At 47.2% G+C, this 18631-nt stretch carries 18 protein-coding genes; 9 read left to right on the forward strand and 9 right to left on the reverse strand.

The annotated features are described in order from the left end of the window. Window positions 1-346, reverse strand: a 346-nt coding sequence (locus MHH60_RS32655) for a hypothetical protein (RefSeq protein ID WP_341161216.1), incomplete at its 3' end; no start/stop codon positions are given. A gap of 123 nt (window positions 347-469) precedes the next feature. On the opposite strand from MHH60_RS32655, the gene wecB reads away from it, so the two are divergent. The 8 genes from wecB to MHH60_RS32695 are packed head-to-tail and all read left to right on the forward strand — an operon-like array spanning window position 470 to window position 7428. Continuing rightward, window positions 470-1564: a non-hydrolyzing UDP-N-acetylglucosamine 2-epimerase gene (gene wecB / locus MHH60_RS32660; RefSeq protein WP_076103696.1), complete on the forward strand. Its 1095-nt coding sequence runs from the start codon at window positions 470-472 to the stop codon at window positions 1562-1564. Beyond that, window positions 1554-2540 (forward strand): polysaccharide biosynthesis protein, encoded by a 987-nt coding sequence (locus MHH60_RS32665; RefSeq protein ID WP_036679704.1) that lies wholly within the window; start codon window positions 1554-1556, stop codon window positions 2538-2540. Before wecB ends, MHH60_RS32665 begins: the two co-directional genes overlap by 11 nt. Continuing rightward, window positions 2537-3376 carry a dTDP-4-dehydrorhamnose reductase family protein gene (locus MHH60_RS32670; protein WP_076130430.1) on the forward strand — a complete coding sequence of 280 codons (840 nt, stop codon included), beginning with the start codon at window positions 2537-2539 and terminating at the stop codon, window positions 3374-3376. The genes MHH60_RS32665 and MHH60_RS32670 overlap by 4 nt, the downstream gene beginning before the upstream one ends. Continuing rightward, window positions 3373-4344, forward strand: coding sequence for an NAD-dependent epimerase/dehydratase family protein (locus tag MHH60_RS32675; protein WP_076134233.1), 972 nt, complete (start codon window positions 3373-3375; stop codon window positions 4342-4344). Before MHH60_RS32670 ends, MHH60_RS32675 begins: the two co-directional genes overlap by 4 nt. After that, window positions 4341-5057, forward strand: a complete 717-nt coding sequence (locus tag MHH60_RS32680) for a glycosyltransferase (protein WP_076134235.1) — start codon at window positions 4341-4343, stop codon at window positions 5055-5057. Before MHH60_RS32675 ends, MHH60_RS32680 begins: the two co-directional genes overlap by 4 nt. A gap of 5 nt (window positions 5058-5062) precedes the next feature. After that, on the forward strand, window positions 5063-5638 hold the full coding sequence (locus MHH60_RS32685; protein ID WP_076134236.1) for a class I SAM-dependent methyltransferase: 576 nt from the start codon (window positions 5063-5065) through the stop codon (window positions 5636-5638). A gap of 33 nt (window positions 5639-5671) precedes the next feature. Continuing rightward, window positions 5672-6394: a glycosyltransferase family 2 protein gene (locus MHH60_RS32690; RefSeq protein ID WP_076134237.1), complete on the forward strand. Its 723-nt coding sequence runs from the start codon at window positions 5672-5674 to the stop codon at window positions 6392-6394. Continuing rightward, entirely contained in the window at window positions 6391-7428 is a 1038-nt protein-coding gene (locus tag MHH60_RS32695) for a glycosyltransferase family 4 protein (RefSeq protein WP_076134238.1), read from the forward strand. The genes MHH60_RS32690 and MHH60_RS32695 overlap by 4 nt, the downstream gene beginning before the upstream one ends. A gap of 76 nt (window positions 7429-7504) precedes the next feature. On the opposite strand, the gene MHH60_RS32700 is transcribed toward MHH60_RS32695, so the two are convergent. Beyond that, window positions 7505-8572: a glycosyltransferase family 4 protein gene (locus MHH60_RS32700; RefSeq protein ID WP_076134240.1), complete on the reverse strand. Its 1068-nt coding sequence runs from the start codon at window positions 8570-8572 to the stop codon at window positions 7505-7507. A gap of 201 nt (window positions 8573-8773) precedes the next feature. Between MHH60_RS32700 and MHH60_RS32705 the strand changes: the two genes are divergently transcribed. After that, window positions 8774-9808, forward strand: a complete 1035-nt coding sequence (locus tag MHH60_RS32705; RefSeq protein WP_076134241.1) for a YhcN/YlaJ family sporulation lipoprotein — start codon at window positions 8774-8776, stop codon at window positions 9806-9808. Between the two features lie 80 nt (window positions 9809-9888). On the opposite strand, the gene nagA is transcribed toward MHH60_RS32705, so the two are convergent. The 7 genes from nagA to efeO all read right to left on the reverse strand — a co-directional run bounded on the left by nagA (window position 9889) and on the right by efeO (window position 18147). Beyond that, window positions 9889-11073 carry an N-acetylglucosamine-6-phosphate deacetylase gene (gene nagA / locus MHH60_RS32710; RefSeq protein ID WP_076134243.1) on the reverse strand — a complete coding sequence of 395 codons (1185 nt, stop codon included), beginning with the start codon at window positions 11071-11073 and terminating at the stop codon, window positions 9889-9891. After that, the gene (gene nagB, locus MHH60_RS32715) at window positions 11061-11789 is read right to left on the reverse strand and encodes a glucosamine-6-phosphate deaminase (RefSeq protein ID WP_076134244.1); all 729 of its coding nucleotides are present in this window, start codon (window positions 11787-11789) and stop codon (window positions 11061-11063) included. Before nagB ends, nagA begins: the two co-directional genes overlap by 13 nt. After that, a complete protein-coding gene (locus MHH60_RS32720; RefSeq protein ID WP_076134245.1) occupies window positions 11789-12667 on the reverse strand; it encodes a MurR/RpiR family transcriptional regulator in 879 nt (292 codons plus the stop codon). Before MHH60_RS32720 ends, nagB begins: the two co-directional genes overlap by 1 nt. Window positions 12668-12895: 228 nt before the next feature. Further along, a complete protein-coding gene (locus tag MHH60_RS32725) occupies window positions 12896-13876 on the reverse strand; it encodes a LacI family DNA-binding transcriptional regulator (protein WP_076134246.1) in 981 nt (326 codons plus the stop codon). Between the two features lie 197 nt (window positions 13877-14073). Further along, entirely contained in the window at window positions 14074-15678 is a 1605-nt protein-coding gene (locus MHH60_RS32730; protein WP_256715076.1) for an FTR1 family iron permease, read from the reverse strand. 238 nt (window positions 15679-15916) lie between these two features. After that, window positions 15917-17254 (reverse strand): iron uptake transporter deferrochelatase/peroxidase subunit, encoded by a 1338-nt coding sequence (gene efeB / locus MHH60_RS32735; RefSeq protein ID WP_076134247.1) that lies wholly within the window; start codon window positions 17252-17254, stop codon window positions 15917-15919. 5 nt (window positions 17255-17259) lie between these two features. Beyond that, on the reverse strand, window positions 17260-18147 hold the full coding sequence (efeO, locus tag MHH60_RS32740; protein ID WP_076134249.1) for an iron uptake system protein EfeO: 888 nt from the start codon (window positions 18145-18147) through the stop codon (window positions 17260-17262). Window positions 18148-18631: the final 484 nt, after the last annotated feature.

Below are 18631 nucleotides of genomic sequence, written 5' to 3' on the forward strand. Positions count from 1 at the left end.
TGGACGGCGGCGCGCGGCGTAAATGCCTCGATTGCAGCGAAGTAGCAAGCGGAGCGCAAAGAGGGGCATATCTGCTCTCGAATGCAGCGAATTTAGCTAGATGAGCCCAAAGAACGGTATAATTCCCGCTTATTGATCTCAATCCAGCAACCTGAGCCAAATGAGCGGTATAAATCCCGCTTATTGATCTCAATCCAGCAACCTGAGCCAAATGAGCGGTATAATTCCCGCTTATTGATCTCAATCCAGCAACCTGAGCCAAATGAGCGGTATAAATCCCGCTTATTGATCTCATTCCAGCAACCTGAGCCAAATGAGCGGTAAAAATCCCGCTTATTGATCTCATTCCAGCAACCTGAGCCAAATGAGCGGTATAAATCCCGCAAAAAGAGCTCAATCCAGCAACCAGAGCACAGTCCGCTGACTGAGCCAAGTCAGACCATAATTAAACAGGCAGGGGAGTGAACTCATGAAGATCATGACGATTTTAGGCACGAGGCCTGAAATCATTCGCCTCAGTGTAATCATTCCGCTTCTCGACGAACATGCTGAGCGGCACATCCTGGTGCATACAGGCCAGAACTTCACCGCCAGTCTCAGCGGGATTTTCTTTGCTGAGCTGGGACTGCGGGCACCAGATTATGTGCTGCAGGATAAACAAGCAGGACTAGGCGGCCAGCTTGCCGCCATGTTCGGAGGGTTAGAAAGTATTTTACTAAAAGAACAACCAGATCGCGTTTTGCTTCTGGGCGATACGAACAGCGCGTTATGCGCGATTTTGGCTGAACGTATGGGAATTCCGGTGGTGCATATGGAAGCGGGCAACCGCTGCTATGACCTCCAAGTACCAGAAGAGAAAAACCGCCGTGTCATCGACGCCGTTTCGACCATTAATATGCCTTATACGCAGCAGAGCAAAAGGCATCTAATCAGCGAAGGTTTCCCCAGCAGGCGTATCGTGTTAACAGGAAATCCGATCCATGAGGTCATGACCCATTTTGAGCACAAAATCCAGACCAGCGACATTCTGGAGCAGCTGAAGCTTACCTCAGGACAGTATTTCCTAGTCACGGCTCACCGTGCTGAGAATGTAGATGATCCAGAGTCCCTTGTACAAATTATGTCGGGTCTTAACGCAGTGGCTGAGCATTTTGGAATTCGTTTAATATGCAGCATTCATCCTCGCACTCGCTCCAAACTTACTGAGCAATTTTCCCTTCCAATGAACCCACTAGTTGAATTTCATGAACCTTTCGGATTTTTTGATTTTGTCTATTTGGAACAGCACGCCTTATGTGCCATCACCGACAGCGGGACTGTACAGGAGGAATGCTGCTTGATGAAAGTGCCAACAGTTACGATTCGCAGAACGACGGAACGTCCAGAAACAGTGGATTGTGGCAGCAATGTAGTCTCAGGTGTAGATCAGAAAAGTATTCTGCGCAGCGTCAAGCTGATGACTGCGCTCAATCGGGATTGGGAGGCACCGGAAGGATACATGACTCCGGATGTTTCGGTCAAGGTAGTTAAATTCTTGCTTGGAGGGAACCTGCATGTTCAATAATAAAAGGATTGTGGTCACAGGCGGAACTGGTTCCTGGGGGCATGAACTAATTAGGCAACTTCTGCCACAAAATCCTAAGGAAATCATCGTATTCTCCCGCAGTGAATCCGCTCAAGTGGCGATGAGCCGGGAGTTTGAAGATCAACGTCTCAGCTTTATCATTGGCGATATCCGTGACAAGGATGCGCTGATTGCAGCCTGCCGTGGCGTTGATTATATCTTTCATCTGGCGGCGCTCAAACATGTTCCAGTCTGTGAAGATCAGCCTTATGAAGCACTCAAAACCAATGTAGTGGGAACTCAAAATGTGATCGAAGCTGCCATTGTAAATGGCGTCGAGAAAGCAATTTACATCTCTACCGATAAGGCTGCGAACCCATCCAACTTCTATGGAATGACCAAAGCGATCGGGGAAAAATTGTTCGTGTATGCCAATCTGATTGGCTCAAACACCCGGTTCGTTACTGTACGCGGAGGTAATGTGCTTGGAACGAACGGCAGCGTAGTGCATTTATTCATGAAGCAGATTAAAGATAAGGGTCAGGTACGCATTACGGATATGAAAATGACCCGCTTCTTTTTTACCCTACGCGATGCTATTACGTTATTATTTAAAGCTTCTGAGGTTAGCTTGGGTGGAGAAATCTTCGTCATGACTATGCCTACCTGCCGAATTATCGATCTTGCTGAGGTGCTGATTGAAGCTTCCGGAGAGTCCAATGTGAGTATTGTCGAGACCGGGATTCGTCCGGGAGAGAAAATCCACGAGATTCTGATGAGCGATTTCGAAAGCTTAACTACCGTTGTCTACGATGAGCAGTATCTAGTAATTCTCCCTACGCTGAACATGCCGGAATTAAAGGCACATTATAGCGCATATCCTCACGTCTCATTCAATAGCTTCAGTTCAGAGACGAATCTGATGGATCGGGAAGAGATCAAAAGCATCTTGATCCGGGGAGGGTTCCTGCAATGAAGCTGCTTATCCTAGGTGGAAACGGTATGGCGGGGCATATGCTGGCGGATTATTTTCGCCGCCAGGGCAAGCATCACGTCTTCCATACAACCCGGGATAAGAGCGATCTTGGCGGGCTGTATGTAGATGCGAACGATATAGCCGGAGTTGAGAAGCTGGTCGATATCGTTTCCCCTCATTGCATTATCAACGCAATGGGGGTTCTCAATCAATTCGCGGAGCGTGACAAAATTGGGGCTTACCACGTGAATGGCTTTCTCCCTCATCACTTGTGGCGAAAGGCGGAGGATGTTCAGGCAAGGCTCATTCATATCAGTACCGACTGCGTGTTCGAAGGAACACGCGGAGGGTACACCGAAGAGGATGCTCCTGATGGAACCTCTGTATATGCAATTTCTAAAAGTCTCGGTGAGGTGCAAAAACCCGGGCATCTTACGATTCGCACTTCCATTATTGGTCCCGAAATCCGCTCTGGCGGTATTGGTCTGATGGATTGGTTCCTGGCGCAGAGTGGTAAAGTTTCAGGATACCGGCGGGTGATGTGGAACGGGGTCACAACGCTCCAATTAGCCAAAGCAGTGGATGTAATGCTGGATTCCCCCGTATCGGGGCTGATCCATTTAGCGCATCCAGAGCCGGTAAGTAAATATGAGCTGCTTCAGCATATTCAGGCGGCTTTTCATAAAGAAAATGTGGAGATCATCCCTGAGGATGAACATATTCAGGATCGTACACTGGTGAATACAAGAGCGGATGTCCTCTTGCCGCTGCCTTCATATCCTTTAATGCTGCAAGAACTGGCTGACTGGATGAAACAGTCAGAGATGTATTTATGACAGGGCAAAGACTTCTGATTACCGGAGCCGGTGGATTTACCGGGCAACATGCGGTTCGATTATTTTCGGCAGGAGGGGCTGAGGTTATCGCTGTATTGCGGCCGCAATCGACAGCTGCCTCCACTCTTTTTCCAGAAGGAGTAAAGATTTATGTTTGTGATTTAAGTGACCGGAAAGCAGTAGCTGAGATGATCAAGCAAACTGCACCGGACGCTGTCCTTCATTTGGCTGGGAAGAACTCTGTACCCGAGTCATGGCTTAATCCCTTGCTTTATATGGAGACCAATGTGATGGCCACCTTATATTTACTGGAGGCCATGCGAAGCCTGCCGAGCAGTCGGATTCTAGTGGCTGGCTCCAGACTTAAGTTCAAACCGGGTGTGGTGGCTGGGCCACCACACCCGTACAGTCTTAGCAAAACAATAGAAGAGCTGGTGTCCCTCGCTTGGGGCACCTTATTTAAACAGCCGGTTCTGCTGGCTGAGCCCTGTAATCTGATTGGTCCCGGTCCTTCCACCGGCTTCTGCTCTTTATTAGCACAGCACATTGTTCGAAGTGAAGTCCAGCCAGATGAGGAAATACCTCCATTTAAGCTCTCTTCTCGTTATGCGATGCGTGATTTTTTAGATGTTAGAGATGCCGTTAGAGCTTATGATTATATTTTGCGTAAAGGTACAAATGGAACCATCTATCGCATCGATTCAGGGAAGCAGTGGGAACTCGGGGAGATCGCGGAGCAGTTGCTCAGTCATTCTGTAGGTCCAGTGCCAATGGACTGGGGACCCGCAGATGCTGAACGGGCTATTTCAGAGATCGCAGCCACAGCAGATAAGCAGGTTCGTTCGGAAGCATCAACCCCTGAGGCTGATGTGACTTCACTGGGCTGGCGTCCGGAAATTGGACTTAGCCAATCGTTAATGGATATTTTGAATTATTACCGAGTTAGCGGGGAGGGGAGGTTGTTATGAGACCGAAGGTTTCGGTAGTGATTCCTTTTTATAATTGTCCTTATATTGAGCACGCCCTGCAAAGTGCGTTCTCCCAGTCTTGGGAACCTTACGAAATCATTATTGTCGATGACGGCTCGCATGCCCATAGCAATCTAATTACACCGTATCTTTCCCGAATTCATTATTTGGGCAAAGGCAATGGGGGAACCGCCTCCGCATTGAATCACGGCATATTGAATGCAACGGGTGACTATGTGGTCTGGCTTAGCTCGGATGATTTATTTTATCGGGATAAGATCAACAATCAGGTTCTGTTCATGGAGCAGAACCACTTGTTAATCTCCTATACCAACTTTAATTATATTAACGCTCAATCGCAGCTGGTTCAGCTGAATGCTGCGCCATTGTTTCCTAGTCACCTGGATTACTTACGTTGTTTTTTACACGGTAATCCCATTAATGGCTGTACGGTGATGTTTAAACGAGAGGTGTTTGGAGCCATCGGACTTTTTGATGAATCACTTCCTTACACCCATGATTATGACTTATGGTTCCGCGCCATTCTGAACGGATATCCACCGGTGATGTTGAATCAATCACTCACAGCTTACCGGACGCATGAGGGCATGGGAACGATCAAATATTTTGATGTAATTATGGCAGAGGCAGCTGCGACCAATGCCCGCTACAAAAATTCGCTGCAGCACTTGATTTCTTCTATGGGGGGCTGAAGGTAATGTACCGGGAAATTGAAGTGAATGACTTTCTGCCAGTCTTACTGGAACAGTTGAAATTCTGCGAGAGTATTCTGGATATCGGCAGCGGCACCGGTACCCTGCTTGAACGATATGAAGCCGCAGTAGTGCTTGGATTAGAAATTCACAGGCCGTACCTGCTGCATCGTCAATATAAGTCACCTCATATTATTCCGGTACATGCAGATGCCAGTCATATGGATAAATTATTCCTCCCCAAAACATTTTCAGCGGTTACCTTTATTGATTCAATAGAGCACTTTAATAAAAATGAAGCGAAGACTCTGCTAGGGATGGCCGAAAGAATCGCCAATAACCGAGTAGTTGTATTTACCCCTCGGGGCTTTTTTCCACAGGAGGGTATGGATCATTATCATTTGCAGGGAGAGTATTTTCAAAAGCATCGGAGCGGATGGGAGCCGGAGGATTTTATTGCACTTGGATATGAGGTAACGGTACTTAAAGGCTTCCATCATGCCCAAAACCCATCGTTTCGTGAAGCATTCGGGGAGGGCCATGCACCAGTAGATGCCCTGCTTGCTTGTAAAACAGTATAAAAGTTGAGCTCCGGGTGAAGGAGGTGAGCGCGTATGAGTGAAGAACCTAAAGTATCGGTGATCATCCCATTTTATAACTGTTCGTATGTGGATCTCGCCATCCAAAGTGTCTTGGATCAAAGCTATCCGAATATAGAACTTATTGTAGTCGATGACGGTTCTACCCTATGGCTGGAGAAGTTGGCCCCCTTCCGTGACAGAATCATTTATATACAAAAAAGTAATGGAGGGACAGCTTCTGCTTTGAACAAAGGGATAGAAGTGGCTACCGGAACGTATTTTGCCTGGCTCAGTGCAGATGATCAATTTCACCCGGATAAAATCAAAAACCAAATAGAAAAGCTCAAAAGTACGGGTACTTTGTTTAACTATACAGCCTATTATTATATAAATGAGCAGGGAGAACGGATCTCAGATACGGTAAGTATGCTTTTTAGCAGCAGAGCCCATTTTATTGAGACTATGATGTTGGGTTGTCCGGTGAATGGGAGTACAGTTCTTCTTCATATGGATATATTTCGTGCTGTAGGAACGTTCGATGAAATGTTGTTATATACTCAAGACTATGATTTATGGCTGCGTATTTTACCGCATTTTAGCTGGTCTTATATTGAGTATCCGCAGCTTGATTATCGAGTGCATCAAGAGATGGGCTCAGTGATTCATAGTGAGGCGCAGAAAAGAGAGATAGAACAGGTACAAGCAAACCATCATGGGGTTCTATCGCATCTGCTGCTAAAGGAGAGAGGGGAATGAAATTAATATTTCCTGTTCTAACTCTATCTAGGGGCGGAGCACAACGGATGCTGGCAGAACTGGCTAATCGTCTGTCAGAGATCGGTCATGAAATTACGATCCTCTTGCCCAGCGATGGTGTCGTTGAATACGAGATAAATTGTGAATTGCGTTATGCGGCAGATGGTGATTTGTCGGCCAGCGATTTTCCAGTGGGGGACGTGATTGTCTCCAACTTTTATACCACAGTCGAGGTATCGCAGCAGGCAAGTAATGAGGGGAAAGGGATTCATATTCGTTTAGCGCTTTGCTACGAGCCCACTTTTTTACCTGACAATAGCCGTTCTTTTGCATCCTATAATTTAACTAGCAATCTGCTTGTACTATCCCGTTGGCAGCAAGAAATCGTCCAGATGAATCATGGGATTAAGGGGACAATCGTGCCCATTGGTGTGAATCCTGTTTTTAGAAATTTGAACATTCGTGAACCTGAAAATAAGCTTGTAGTTTCCGCGGTTATGCGAAAGCCAGAGGGTGGATTCTCAGGCCATCGTGAACAAGACTATTTGCTTGAACAGTTAAATCGGGTCAGAAGATTTCATCCAGAAGTTGAACTGTATTTGATTATTCCTCCTGGTGAATTTGCTGAATCGACTACACTTCAAACATTATTAGCGGATGAACGATATCATATAAGGACTCCTGCAAATGATACTGAGCTTTGTTACCATTATAGTGAGAGCGATATTTTTGTAAGCTCAAGTACGTATGATACGGGATCGCTACCAGGCATCGAGGCTATGCGTTGTGGAGCAGCACTCGTTACTGTTTACTCCGGTGGGAATATGGAATATGGCAGGCATGGCCATAACTGCTTAATGTCCTACCGGTTTGAGAATCGGCTTGCGGATGATATCATAACCTTAATTAAAGACCCGGATTTACGCCAGCGGCTGGCTCGTAAGGGGGAGCAGGATTCACAGCATTTCACTTGGGAAAAAAGCACACAATTGTTTCAGAATGCACTGTTTGAGATCGTAGCGAGGAACTCTTAATAATATGTCCTTAAAATACAAAAAACCTTCAATACCACTTGAGAAGTGGCTTGAAGGTTTTTTTGCGTGATTTCGGTTAGAAGATGGCATAGGAATTCATCATTTCACGAAAAGATTCCGCATACTTTTCTGTTCCAAAGCGTGAGACCATATATCCTCTTCCTTGCTGGCGGAGACCCTCTCGCAGAGGAATATTGTTCATAAGCTCCAGTCCTTCGTTGACGGCAGTTGGAATATTGCCTAGCGGGTAAAATTTACCCGTGACATTATGAACAATAAAGGATCTGACACCATCGGAATCTGTACTAAGTACGGGACAAGTGCAGCAAATCGCTTCGGCAACAGCATATCCAAATCCTTCTGTAATGGAGGTGGATAACAGGAAGCCACCAGAATTAGCGATTGAGGAATAATAAATTGGCATTACATGATTAGGAATATTGGTAAAAGTACTTAGACGATCATTCAGCCCTAAGGCGTGTAGCTCCTCCTGAAAGGATTGTTTCTGATCCTCTGCGGCTAAATTAGGATCATGGAACATCCACAAATGAATATCTGGTTTATAAAGGCGAATTTCATGGGCGATTCTCAAATATTCCCGCCAATTTTTATTGCTCTCTAGCCGGCCTACCCAAGCGATAACCGGATTAGCGGGAGGTTCAGCGGGGATATGCTGAAAAGACTGGACATCAACAATATTCGGAATTACATAACGATGCAGCCAGGGACAGATTTCAATAAACAGCTCCAATAAATGATCGGTTGGCGGGATTAGTACTGCATTACAATAAGAACGGAAATAAGGGACGGCATCTCTGATCAGAGTTTCCGCATGACTGCGTTTTCCAAGGCCTTGAGATTCGTATATCATAATACCGCGGTAACCGAGTTCACGCAGACGTTTCAGTAATAAATAATCAGATGTAACAATAATGGCATCGTAATTATGGGTCTCCAGCAAATTTCTAATTTCTTCATCTGAAGATGAGACAAATACCGGAAAATTGGTCGTATTCTGGCCTGAACCCGGCATTAGATATAAAACATGGCATTCGATCCCGCTTCGCTGGAGACTTTCACATCGCAGCTTATTTAATGTCTCCACCCCGCCACTCGGTACATAAAACGTAAATAGAACCTTCATGCACAAGCCTCCTGACTTTTGCGGAGCATTACCGACTTGTTGAGATATGGCTTACTGTTTATAAGATACGCCGATCTGCACTCGCGGGTGACGGTCAAAGCGGCATAGTTCCAAATCCTTTCAGGATAGCTTGTTCTTCAGAAGGTCATCCTAACGATCGTACACTGCACACATACAACATTAGAGATGGAGGATGAATTCATGTTGCGATCCAAGATCAGTATGTCAGTCTCAGCTGCATTGCTTCTCGGCTTGGTGAGTATTACGGGGTGTGGAACCAATACGGCAGAAAAATCGAATGTGCAAACCAATAGTGTCCGGGGAGTTAATGATGGACGTATTGGTGTAAACTCCGTACGCGGCGGTACGCATAACATCACTAAGATGGAAGTCAGTCAAGAGCTTGCAGATCGAATTGCTGCTATGCCTGAAGTCCGCTCAGCGAATGTAATGCTTGCAGGAAAAAGCGCGTATGTAGCAGTTACTTTAAATGATGCAACTGCTGGCCTGCGAGCCAAAGGGACTCCATCGTATCGGGCAAAATCCTCAACCACTCCTCACAATTATGGACCGACTGGCGTAATGTCTGGTACAGGAAGAGTGAAAATTGGCCGTGATGGAATGAATGATACTGGAGCCGTAACAAATGGTATGAACGGAGCCTTAAGAGGTACTGTAAATACAGTTCCTGGTACAACAAGTACTGGACCGGCAACCAGAAATGGAATCAATGGCATGGGTAATTTGGGAGCGGGTATGTTGGGAACAGGTACAGGTACAGGTACAGGTACTATGGGGACAGGTACGACAAGAAACCATACTTATAATAATGGTCCTCTGCTGAACAGCAACGGCTCGAAACATGATGTAGATATGGGGATAGGAAAAGGTATGGGAACTGGAATGGGCATGCGCAGTACCACTCCTAGTACCCATGATACGAATTACAGAAGTAATTCGACGCATATGTATAACACCAATAGTACGAATAACACAAATAACACCATAAATACAAGAGAAACAGAAACAGTTACCAAAGCAATTAAAGATAAAATTGCTGCAGAAGTTAAAAAACATGATGCGAGAATTAAGGATGTATACGTATCAGCAAATCCTGACTTCGTGGAACGCGCCAATGTTTATGCTGAAGAGGCTCGTGCCGGTCATCCGATAAAAGGATTTGTGGATGAATTCCGCACCATGGTTGAACGAATTTTCCCAACACGTAATTATTAATGATTTTTGTGATCTAAATAAAAAGCAACAATCTCACCATCTGGAGAGAATTGTTGCTTTTTTGTTTGGAGCTAATTTTATTAAGTGGTGATTGGACGTCCGCCGATCCATACGCCGCGAATATTAAATTCAGCATCAAGGCGCAGGATATCGCCGCGTTTTCCAGCCTCCAAGGAGCCAATGCTACGTTCCATTCCAATGGATGTCGCTGGCGTAAGGCTTGCAGCACGGGAGGCTTCTTCCAAACTGAGTCCTACCTCTTGGATCAGATAACGGAAGCCGCGAATCATCGTAAGTGTGCTTCCAGCTAGAGCAGCAGGGTTATCTTTAAGGGTGGCGATGCCATCTTGAACGAGTACAGGTAAATCACCGATTGTATATTCACCATCACTAAGTCCAGTTGCAGACATGGCATCAGTAATCAGTAATAAATTGTTCTCTTTCTTGAGACGGGTCAATATAGAAATGGCTGCGGGATGAACATGAATCCCGTCGGCTATAATCTCTGCGCGAATTCGCTTATCGAACAAAATAGCTCCAGCCGCTCCAGGCTTACGGTGATGTAGGGGTGTCATCGCATTGAACATATGCACGGCTTGGTTAAGTCCAGCATCTGCTGCGGCAATAACCTCTTCAAAGGAGGCATCCGTATGCCCGAGCGCTGCAGTTATACCGTGCTTGCGCAGCCAGAGAATAGCCTCGAGTGCACCTTCACGTTCCGGAGCAAGCGTGACTTGCCGGATCATTCCTGGATAATCGTTCTCCCATTGTGCTAGCCACTCAATATTGGCAGGAACAATATGCTCTGGATTTTGTGCGCCGGACCATTTCGGGCTGATGAAAGGTCCTTCCAGATGCATGCCTGCAATTTGTGTGTAAGGCATTTCAGCCGCGCGATAAGCGCTGACTTCGGAGAATACTTGGTCAATAGCAGACTTGGAAGCGGTCATGGTTGTAGCCAGCATTGTTGTTGTTCCTTGGGAACTATGGAACTTAGTGATGGCATTCAGCGATTCAGTATCACTGTACATAAAGTCGTGGCCAGCTCCACCATGAACATGTACATCTACAAATCCGGGGATCAGAAGATCCGTTGCTTGACCACTGGCAGGCCAATGCGCGTAACGCTCTGGAAGCCAAGCCGCATCGCCAGCATAGTGAATCTGCTCTCCAGATACGGCAATCACACCGTGCTCAATTAAACCTTGGGGAGTCAGTACCTTACCTAACAGCAACTGTTCTAATTCTTTATTTATTTCAGCCATTTGCCTGCTCCTTCATCTACGAGAACGATTACATTTGGATGGCTCTGCAGCAAGGATGCAGGGCATTGGGTTGTAATCGGGCCTTCAACAGCATTGCGGATGGCTTCAGCTTTGCCGGCACCACGAACTATTAAGAGGATTTGGCGCGCTTTTAGGATGCCTCCAATGCCCATCGTGATCGCTTGCCGAGGGACTTCGTCCAAACTGTCGAAGAATCTGGCATTCGCTTCCCGGGTATCTTCAAGCAGGTCAACGACATGGGTTTTGCTGCTGAGGTTAGCATCGGGTTCGTTGAATCCAATGTGGCCGTTGCTGCCAATACCGAGTATCTGCAAGTCAACGGGTCCGTTTTCTTCCAGCATTTTATCGTATGCAAGGCATTCTGCTTCCATATCCGCTGCGTTTCCGTTAGGGATATGTGTCTGTCCTGGATCAATATCTATATGGTTAAATAATTGCTCGTTCATGAAACTGCGATAGCTCTGTGGATGGTCGACAGGCAAGCCGATATACTCATCCAGATTAAAGGAAGTTGCTTTAGAGAAACTCACAAGTCCTTTTTGATGCATTTCAACCAATTTGGCATAAACACCAACTGGAGAGCTTCCGGTCGCAAGACCGAGCACGGCTTTAGGATTGCTTTGCAACAGGCTGGCGATAAGATTCGCACCCGTTTGTACGAAATCTTCATCACTATGGAACTTTAGAATATTCATTAGGATTGTCCTCCTCGTTTGTTTCGGTATTGTTGGACATTGAGATAAGATTGCTCCAGTCTAGGAATAAAATCCCCAAAACGGGTGCTGACCATTCCAGTGAACAAAATATCAATGATGTGAAGCTGAGCTATGCGTGAGGCCATGTCTCCCCGGCGCATGCCTTTCTCCAAAGATGAGGAGAATAGGGGGATATCCGCCAGAGTAGCCAAGGTGCTGCTGCCATAAGAGGTTAGTGCGATAGTGCTTGCTCCGCTAGCTTTCGCGCACATCAAGGCATCAATGGTCTCGGGAGTCTCTCCCGAATAGGATACTGCGAATACGACATCACCTTCGGAGAGTGATGAAGCAGAGGTAATCTGCATATGGGAATCAGCAAAAGCAGTGCAATTTACGCCTATGCGGATCAGCTTCTGATAGAAATCCTGAGCGACAATGGAAGAGGTCGCCATCCCGTATAGATCAACGCGGCGTGCTTGGCACAATAAATTAACTGCTGCCTGCAGTCGCTCCAGATCTAACAGTGAAGTAGTATCCCGGATGGAGGTCAGATGGTTCGTCTGCATCGCTTCCACAATCACGGAGAGTGGGTTGCCGGCTACAATATCTTGATAAGAAGAGCCACCATCCTGCGGACCGGCATCACTATGAGCAATTTCTGCTGCCAGCTTCACCTTGAAATCTGGAAAGCCTTTAAAATGAAGCACTTTACAGAAACGTGTGATCGTTGCCGGGCTTATTCCGCATTGTTCTGCTAATTCTGTAATGCCCATATGAACGATTTCGCCTGGTGAGGAGAGAATTCGTTCAGCCAGCTTTCGTTCCATTTGAGAGAGCTTGGCCTTCTCATGCTCGAGTGCATGCAGTATTGGGGACATCCATTCATCCACCTCGTTCCAATGAGAAATTGAAATTATTTTTATAATTATTAACTGAATGTAGAAAATTATTTTCATACTTAGGATAAAACAAATTCCATTCGGAAGCAAGGGATAAAAATGAATACTAGAGGAGAAAATGCAAAAATAAAAAACGGCCTGCTCGCAGAAGGCTGCAAAGTGGACCGTTAAATGATGTAATTACGGAGATATAAGATGAAAGGGATACTATACTGTATTGCGTTCTATAATACGGTACTCAAGCTTGCGGTGGACGGGTTGTCCATCATTCCGCTGGATCTGATCATAGATAATCCGAAAAGCGGATATGCCCATTTCAGTTAACTGATTATCTACAGTGGTCAGACCTAACGTTCGGCCGATAGGCTGATCATCAAATCCGATGACGGCCAGATCCTCAGGAATGCGGATACCCATTTTCCAAGCTTCGATGATTAAACCAGCCGCTATATGATCGCCTGCTGAAATAATCAGGGCATCAGGACGATTTTTCATCTGCAGCAGTTGGTGAAGTACGCGGGCACCGTCCTCTTCGGTCAGACAGTTATAGATCATCCATTCATCAATGTAAGGCTGATCTGTAGCCTTTAGAAAGTCTCTAAAGGCAATTTGCCGGATTGAGCTGCTGCTGCCGTGTGGTCTTCCTTCACAGTAGCCAATATGGCGGTAACCTTTATCATTCAAATATTGAAGGCCGCTGCGAAAAGCAGAATAATGCTCAATATATACAGAAGAAAATTGGCGTTCTCCTCTATCCTGACATACCACAATAGGACCATAAGCTGTATATTCTTCAATAGCTTCTGAGCTCATTGTTGAAGAGACCATAACTACACCGTCAATTTCTTTGTTCCGCAGCATCTCAAGCACCTTAATTTCTTCTTCAGTACGATAATCGGTTTGGCAGAGAACGAGCCGGTATTGAGCCAGCAGTGCTTCTTGAGCCAAGCCTGCAATAATGACTGAGAAATAAAATAAGTTGGTATACGGAATAATAACAGCTATAGCTTGAGTCCGCCCCGTGATCAGATGCACGGCGTTCATATTACGCGTGTAGTTTAATTTTTCAATAGTATTTAGGACTGCGGTTCGTTTGACTTCACTTACATAAGGGTGATTATTGAGCACCCGCGAGACTGTTGTCACAGAAACACCAGCCATACGGGCAATTTCTTTAATATTAGCCATTAGAGTACAACAGCCTCCCTTTGGTGCTTGTGTATAGTCATTTTATTTTATCATATTGTCCGCAAATTACCTCCCAAATAAAAAGCTTGCTATGGAATCCATTTCATAAATTAGACTGTAAATGCAAGAGATTACCGGACTAAACCGGCGTAACCACCAGGGCGTGACGGACCGGTAGATCTATTGTATTTATAAAACTAAGCTGTTCGTGAAGCCTTTGGCGATCTGTTCCGAAGCAGCTCCCACACAATAAACAGCAGGACAAGCAGCTGTGGAAGCAAGGTTTCCCAAGTTGGATACATGCCAAGCCAGTTAATTGAAGGCAAGCCCTCTTGTACATGTGCAGGAAGTTTGCCGGCGACCTGAAGCGAGTGAATGCTCTCCCCAAGAAAGCGGAATACTAGGTAATAAATCAGAATTGTAGCTGTACGGAAGAAGGCGGCAATTGGCAATTTTGCACTCAAAGCAATAATTGCATAACCTACAATACCAAGAATAATCAGAGCACATCCAATCCCAAGCAGTAATTGAGACAGCTTGATGGATGGAGCCATACCCACATAAAAGATTGTAGTCTCTGCACCTTCACGTAAAATAGCAAGCGCTGCAACGGAGGACAGTGACCAAAGATTTCCTTTGGCCAGCGCGCCATCAACTTGCCTACCCACGTAGTTGTTCCAATTTGCAGTGTTTGATTTGCTATGTAACCAGCGTCCGATTGTGAGCATCATAACTACCGCGACAAGACCAGTAATCCCTTCAATCATCTCCCGTGCTCCCCCGGAAGCTGCCCGAGAAATGGTATAAGTGAGCACAACAGCCAATCCGATACTTGCGATGAGGCCGACAGCTGCACCGGACCAGATCCATTTTTGCGCTTTGGCGTTGCCATCACGTTTCAGGTAAGCAAGAAGTGCTGACAAGACGAGAATAGCCTCAAGTCCTTCGCGCAACAAAATCAAAGCGGCATCCCAAGCATTATAAGTGGTCTCACCAGCCAAAGGCGTTAGTTCGCTAAGCATATTGTCCATGATGGTTAAAGCTTGATCCAGTTTAGGTGGATTTGAGAGCAGGTAACCTGTGACAGCCGCACTCTCATTTTCGATATTGTTGTAGACTGTTGGTGAGGCGATCTGGACTTGCCCTTCGGCAGAAGGCCAGGCTACGATGAATTGCTCCATGATGTTAGCGGCCTCTGTGCTGTTATTGTCTTTGGCAGCGGAGGAAGCTTTGTTCAGGTAGCTGATTAATCCCTCTATAGAAGCTGGTTCACTGGAAGTGTCCCCAGCATCAATGGTTTTGCCTTCACTGTAATCAGCCAGCAGCTGATACAGAGCTTCTGCTTCCGATTTCGCCGACTCCTCGCGGAGCGGTTCAGCCTGCAGCGCAATCCGCAGCAGGCTTATTCGCGTCTCCAGCAGGCTGTAGACGGCGGAATCGTCCGCCCGGATGTTGCGCTCCGCCGGCTTCCATCCGCTGACGATGTCGCGGTACGCTGCCGCTGCCGCGCTCCAGTCGGCCCTGCGCGCCGCATCCCGCGTGCGTTCCGCCGCGGGCAAAAGCTTCGCCGCCGTCTCGCGTCCGGCGGCTCCAGTGTCACCGCCGGCCGTGCCGGAGGCGGCGGTGACGTACGCGTCCACGCTTCTCGCGAGCGTGGACAGTGCGGTTTTGGCGGGCTCGCCGCCGCCCGCCGCAAGGGCTTTCGTCGCGTCTGCAAGCGCGGCGTCAACGGCAGCAGCGGAACCGGCGAGTGCCGGGTCCGGCGTGCCTGTGTTCGCGGTGCGCCACAGCGCAGCGAACACTTCTACATCGGCCGCGGCCGCGTCCCAGCGGCTCTGGCCGGCTTCGACGAGCGCGCTGCCGACCGGCGGCAGGAGCTCGTCGACCGTGCCATCGCCCTCCGCCCCCGCGGGGCTGGAGAGCAAAAGCATACACAAAAAGCCAAACAGAATCAGCAAGGCAACCTTTGGCATTTGCCGTTTAGGATGCGTAAGAGATAACATCGGGATAATCCCCCTTCAATAATGGACAGCCATAAATTTAGCTTAGTAGTGATTCCCCGATAAAGCCGCCACTGCGGACACCTGGGAAGCAGGCAAATACCGCACTGCCGGTGTGAGTCATATATTCGTTCAGGAGATCAGTCTTAGAGAGGCGCTGCTGAATGGCAACGAATTGTTTCATTAAATCACGTTGAAAGCTAATGAATAACAAACCTGCATCAAGCTGTCCCGTGGTGACGTCCAAACCGCTGGAAAAAGAGTAGGAGCGGCGCAGCATTTTGACTGTACCGTCACCATGCGCCAATGCGGAATGTGAATTCGCCGGAATGACAGGTTTCCCGGAAGCGTCCGCTGCCGAAAGATCCAGATCATCGAATTCATCCTTAGCTCCGAGTGGAGCTCCGGTGTGACGATAACGCCCGAAGGTAGCCTCCTGATCACTTAGCGAAGAACGATCCCAGACTTCAATACGCAGACGTACCCGGCGTACCGCCATATAAGTGCCGCCGCTCATCCAAGAAGGACCGTCACTGCTGCTGTTCCAGACCACTTTGTTCATTTCAGTGTTATCGGTTGTATCGGGATTGCCCGTGCCGTCTTTGAAACCCAAAAGATTGCGTGGCGTAGCCCCCTTGGGATCCGCTGCTCCAGTGCGTTGAAAACCTTCCTGTGTCCAGCGCAGTACAGCAGTCCCCCGGGCGATACGAGCCAGATTGCGGATCGCATGGAATGCGACCTGCAGATCATCCGCACAGGCTTGCACACAAATATCCCCGCCACACCATTTCGGATCAAGATTGTCACCCGCAAATGCCGGAAGATCGGCCAATAGGGCTGGGCGTTTCGAAGCTAAGCCGAATCTTTCATCAAAAAAGGAAGGGCCAACACCAAAGGTCAGCGTACACCTTGCAGGATTTAGCCCGTCCGCTTCCCCGGTGTCTGAGGGCGGAAGATTGGGATTGTCATTCACGTCACCAATAAGCTCGCCAGTAGTAAGAGCGGCAGCGGCAGTAGTCCATGCTTGCATTAGTTTTTTCACATCGGCCAGTTTGGTTGTGGTGAAATCAAAGGCAGCAAAATAAATAAAGTTCTGTGCAGGTGTCAAAATCCCCGCCTGATGGCTCCCATAAAAAGGAATGGAACTGGAATCACCTTCTGCGGCTTTCGTTGGCTCAGCTACAGCATTACGCGCAGCCATAATTCCACCGACACCTCCGCCCCCTAACAAAAGACCAAGGCCAGTGGCGCCAGTAAGCCGCAGCATATCGCGGCGGCTTAATTTTTTACCAAATATAGGATCATTCTTCGATTGATCATTAAGAGCGGGACTTTCAGGATTACCTGGTACTCCAGTAAACTTGTTATGTTTATTCATGAGGGTCACACTCCTAGAATAGTTCCCATATTGGACAATGGCTCAGCCAAGGCGTCCAAATTCTGACTCAGTTTACGTACTTCATCTTCTTTCAGCTCTTCATAGGAAACATATCCATCTCCGGATTTGAAGGGGGCAAGCTCGGCTTGCAAGGCAGCGAATCGTTCACCAATGGTTTTTTCAAGCTCGGCATCTTTTTTAGCTAGTTCTGGTTTTAACAGCTCGTATATCTTTTGTGCACCCTCAACGTTTGCGACGAAATCATACAGGTCTGTGTGCGAGTAACGTTCTTCCTCTCCGGTTACTTTGGAGGAGGAGACCTCATTTAAAAGCTCAACAGCACCAGTTACGAGCAGATTCGCGTCGATCTCAACGGTCTCAACTTTCGCACGCAACAGCTGTGCATCCTTCAGCAATTGGTCAGCAACTTCTGTCATGTCTTTAGTTGTATTGTCCTGCCAGAGTGCTTTCTCAAGCTTGTGGAAACCGCGCCATTCTGCCGCATCTACATCATTTTCCCGGGCATCGATGTTTGGGTCCAAGTCACCAAGTGCTTCTGCAATAGGCTCAATCCGTTCATAATACATGCGGGCAGGAGCGTAGAGCGCCTTAGCCTCATCAATCTTGTCCTCTTTTACAGCGTTGGTGAAACTCTCTGTTTGCTTCACAAATTCATCACATTGCTGGATGACGTATGTGCGATATTGATCTATAGCTGACGTGAAGTCAGCTGTGGCAGTCTCCGGCGCATTGGTAGCCGCAGCAGTCTCCGGTGCATTGGTGGCTGTAGTGCTGTTGGCAGCAGTATTTGTAGAATTGTTATTATTGGCACATCCGGTGAACAGTATGGAGGCCGCAAGTAGACTTGCAGAGACAGCATAAGTAAATTTCATTAAAAAAAACACCCCTTTTTTTATATCTAAATGATAATCGTTATCAATTATACTGGACTTATCATAAGTCCGTATACAATTACTGTCAATATAAAAATGTGATGTATCTCATTGTAATAATTGCACGACAAAAAAACTCCCAGGTGTGGGAGTATAGTTTGTAGCAATGTATCCGATTACAATTGAAAAAGTAGAATAGTAACCGCCCCAGCGAACAAGTGAACGTACACAGTAGTATGTAATCGGCCCAACTATTCTCTTCGCATATTCGGCAACAACGAACTCAGCTCTAGCCCCGGCGAACCTTTGCGCGTCCGCAGCAGTAATGGCCCCGGCGAACCTTTGCGCGTCCGCAGTAACTAAAGGACCCAGATGACACTAAATGCAGCATTATTCGATATTTGAGTCGCTATCGGACCGCATAGTCGCTATTGGCTTGAAAAGTACCGAATAAGAGCCTGTTTCTAGGGAATAGTGTCACTGG

The sequence above is a fragment of the Paenibacillus sp. FSL H7-0716 genome (assembly GCF_038002705.1).
In the GTDB taxonomy this organism is placed as follows: domain Bacteria; phylum Bacillota; class Bacilli; order Paenibacillales; family Paenibacillaceae; genus Paenibacillus_AQ; species Paenibacillus_AQ odorifer.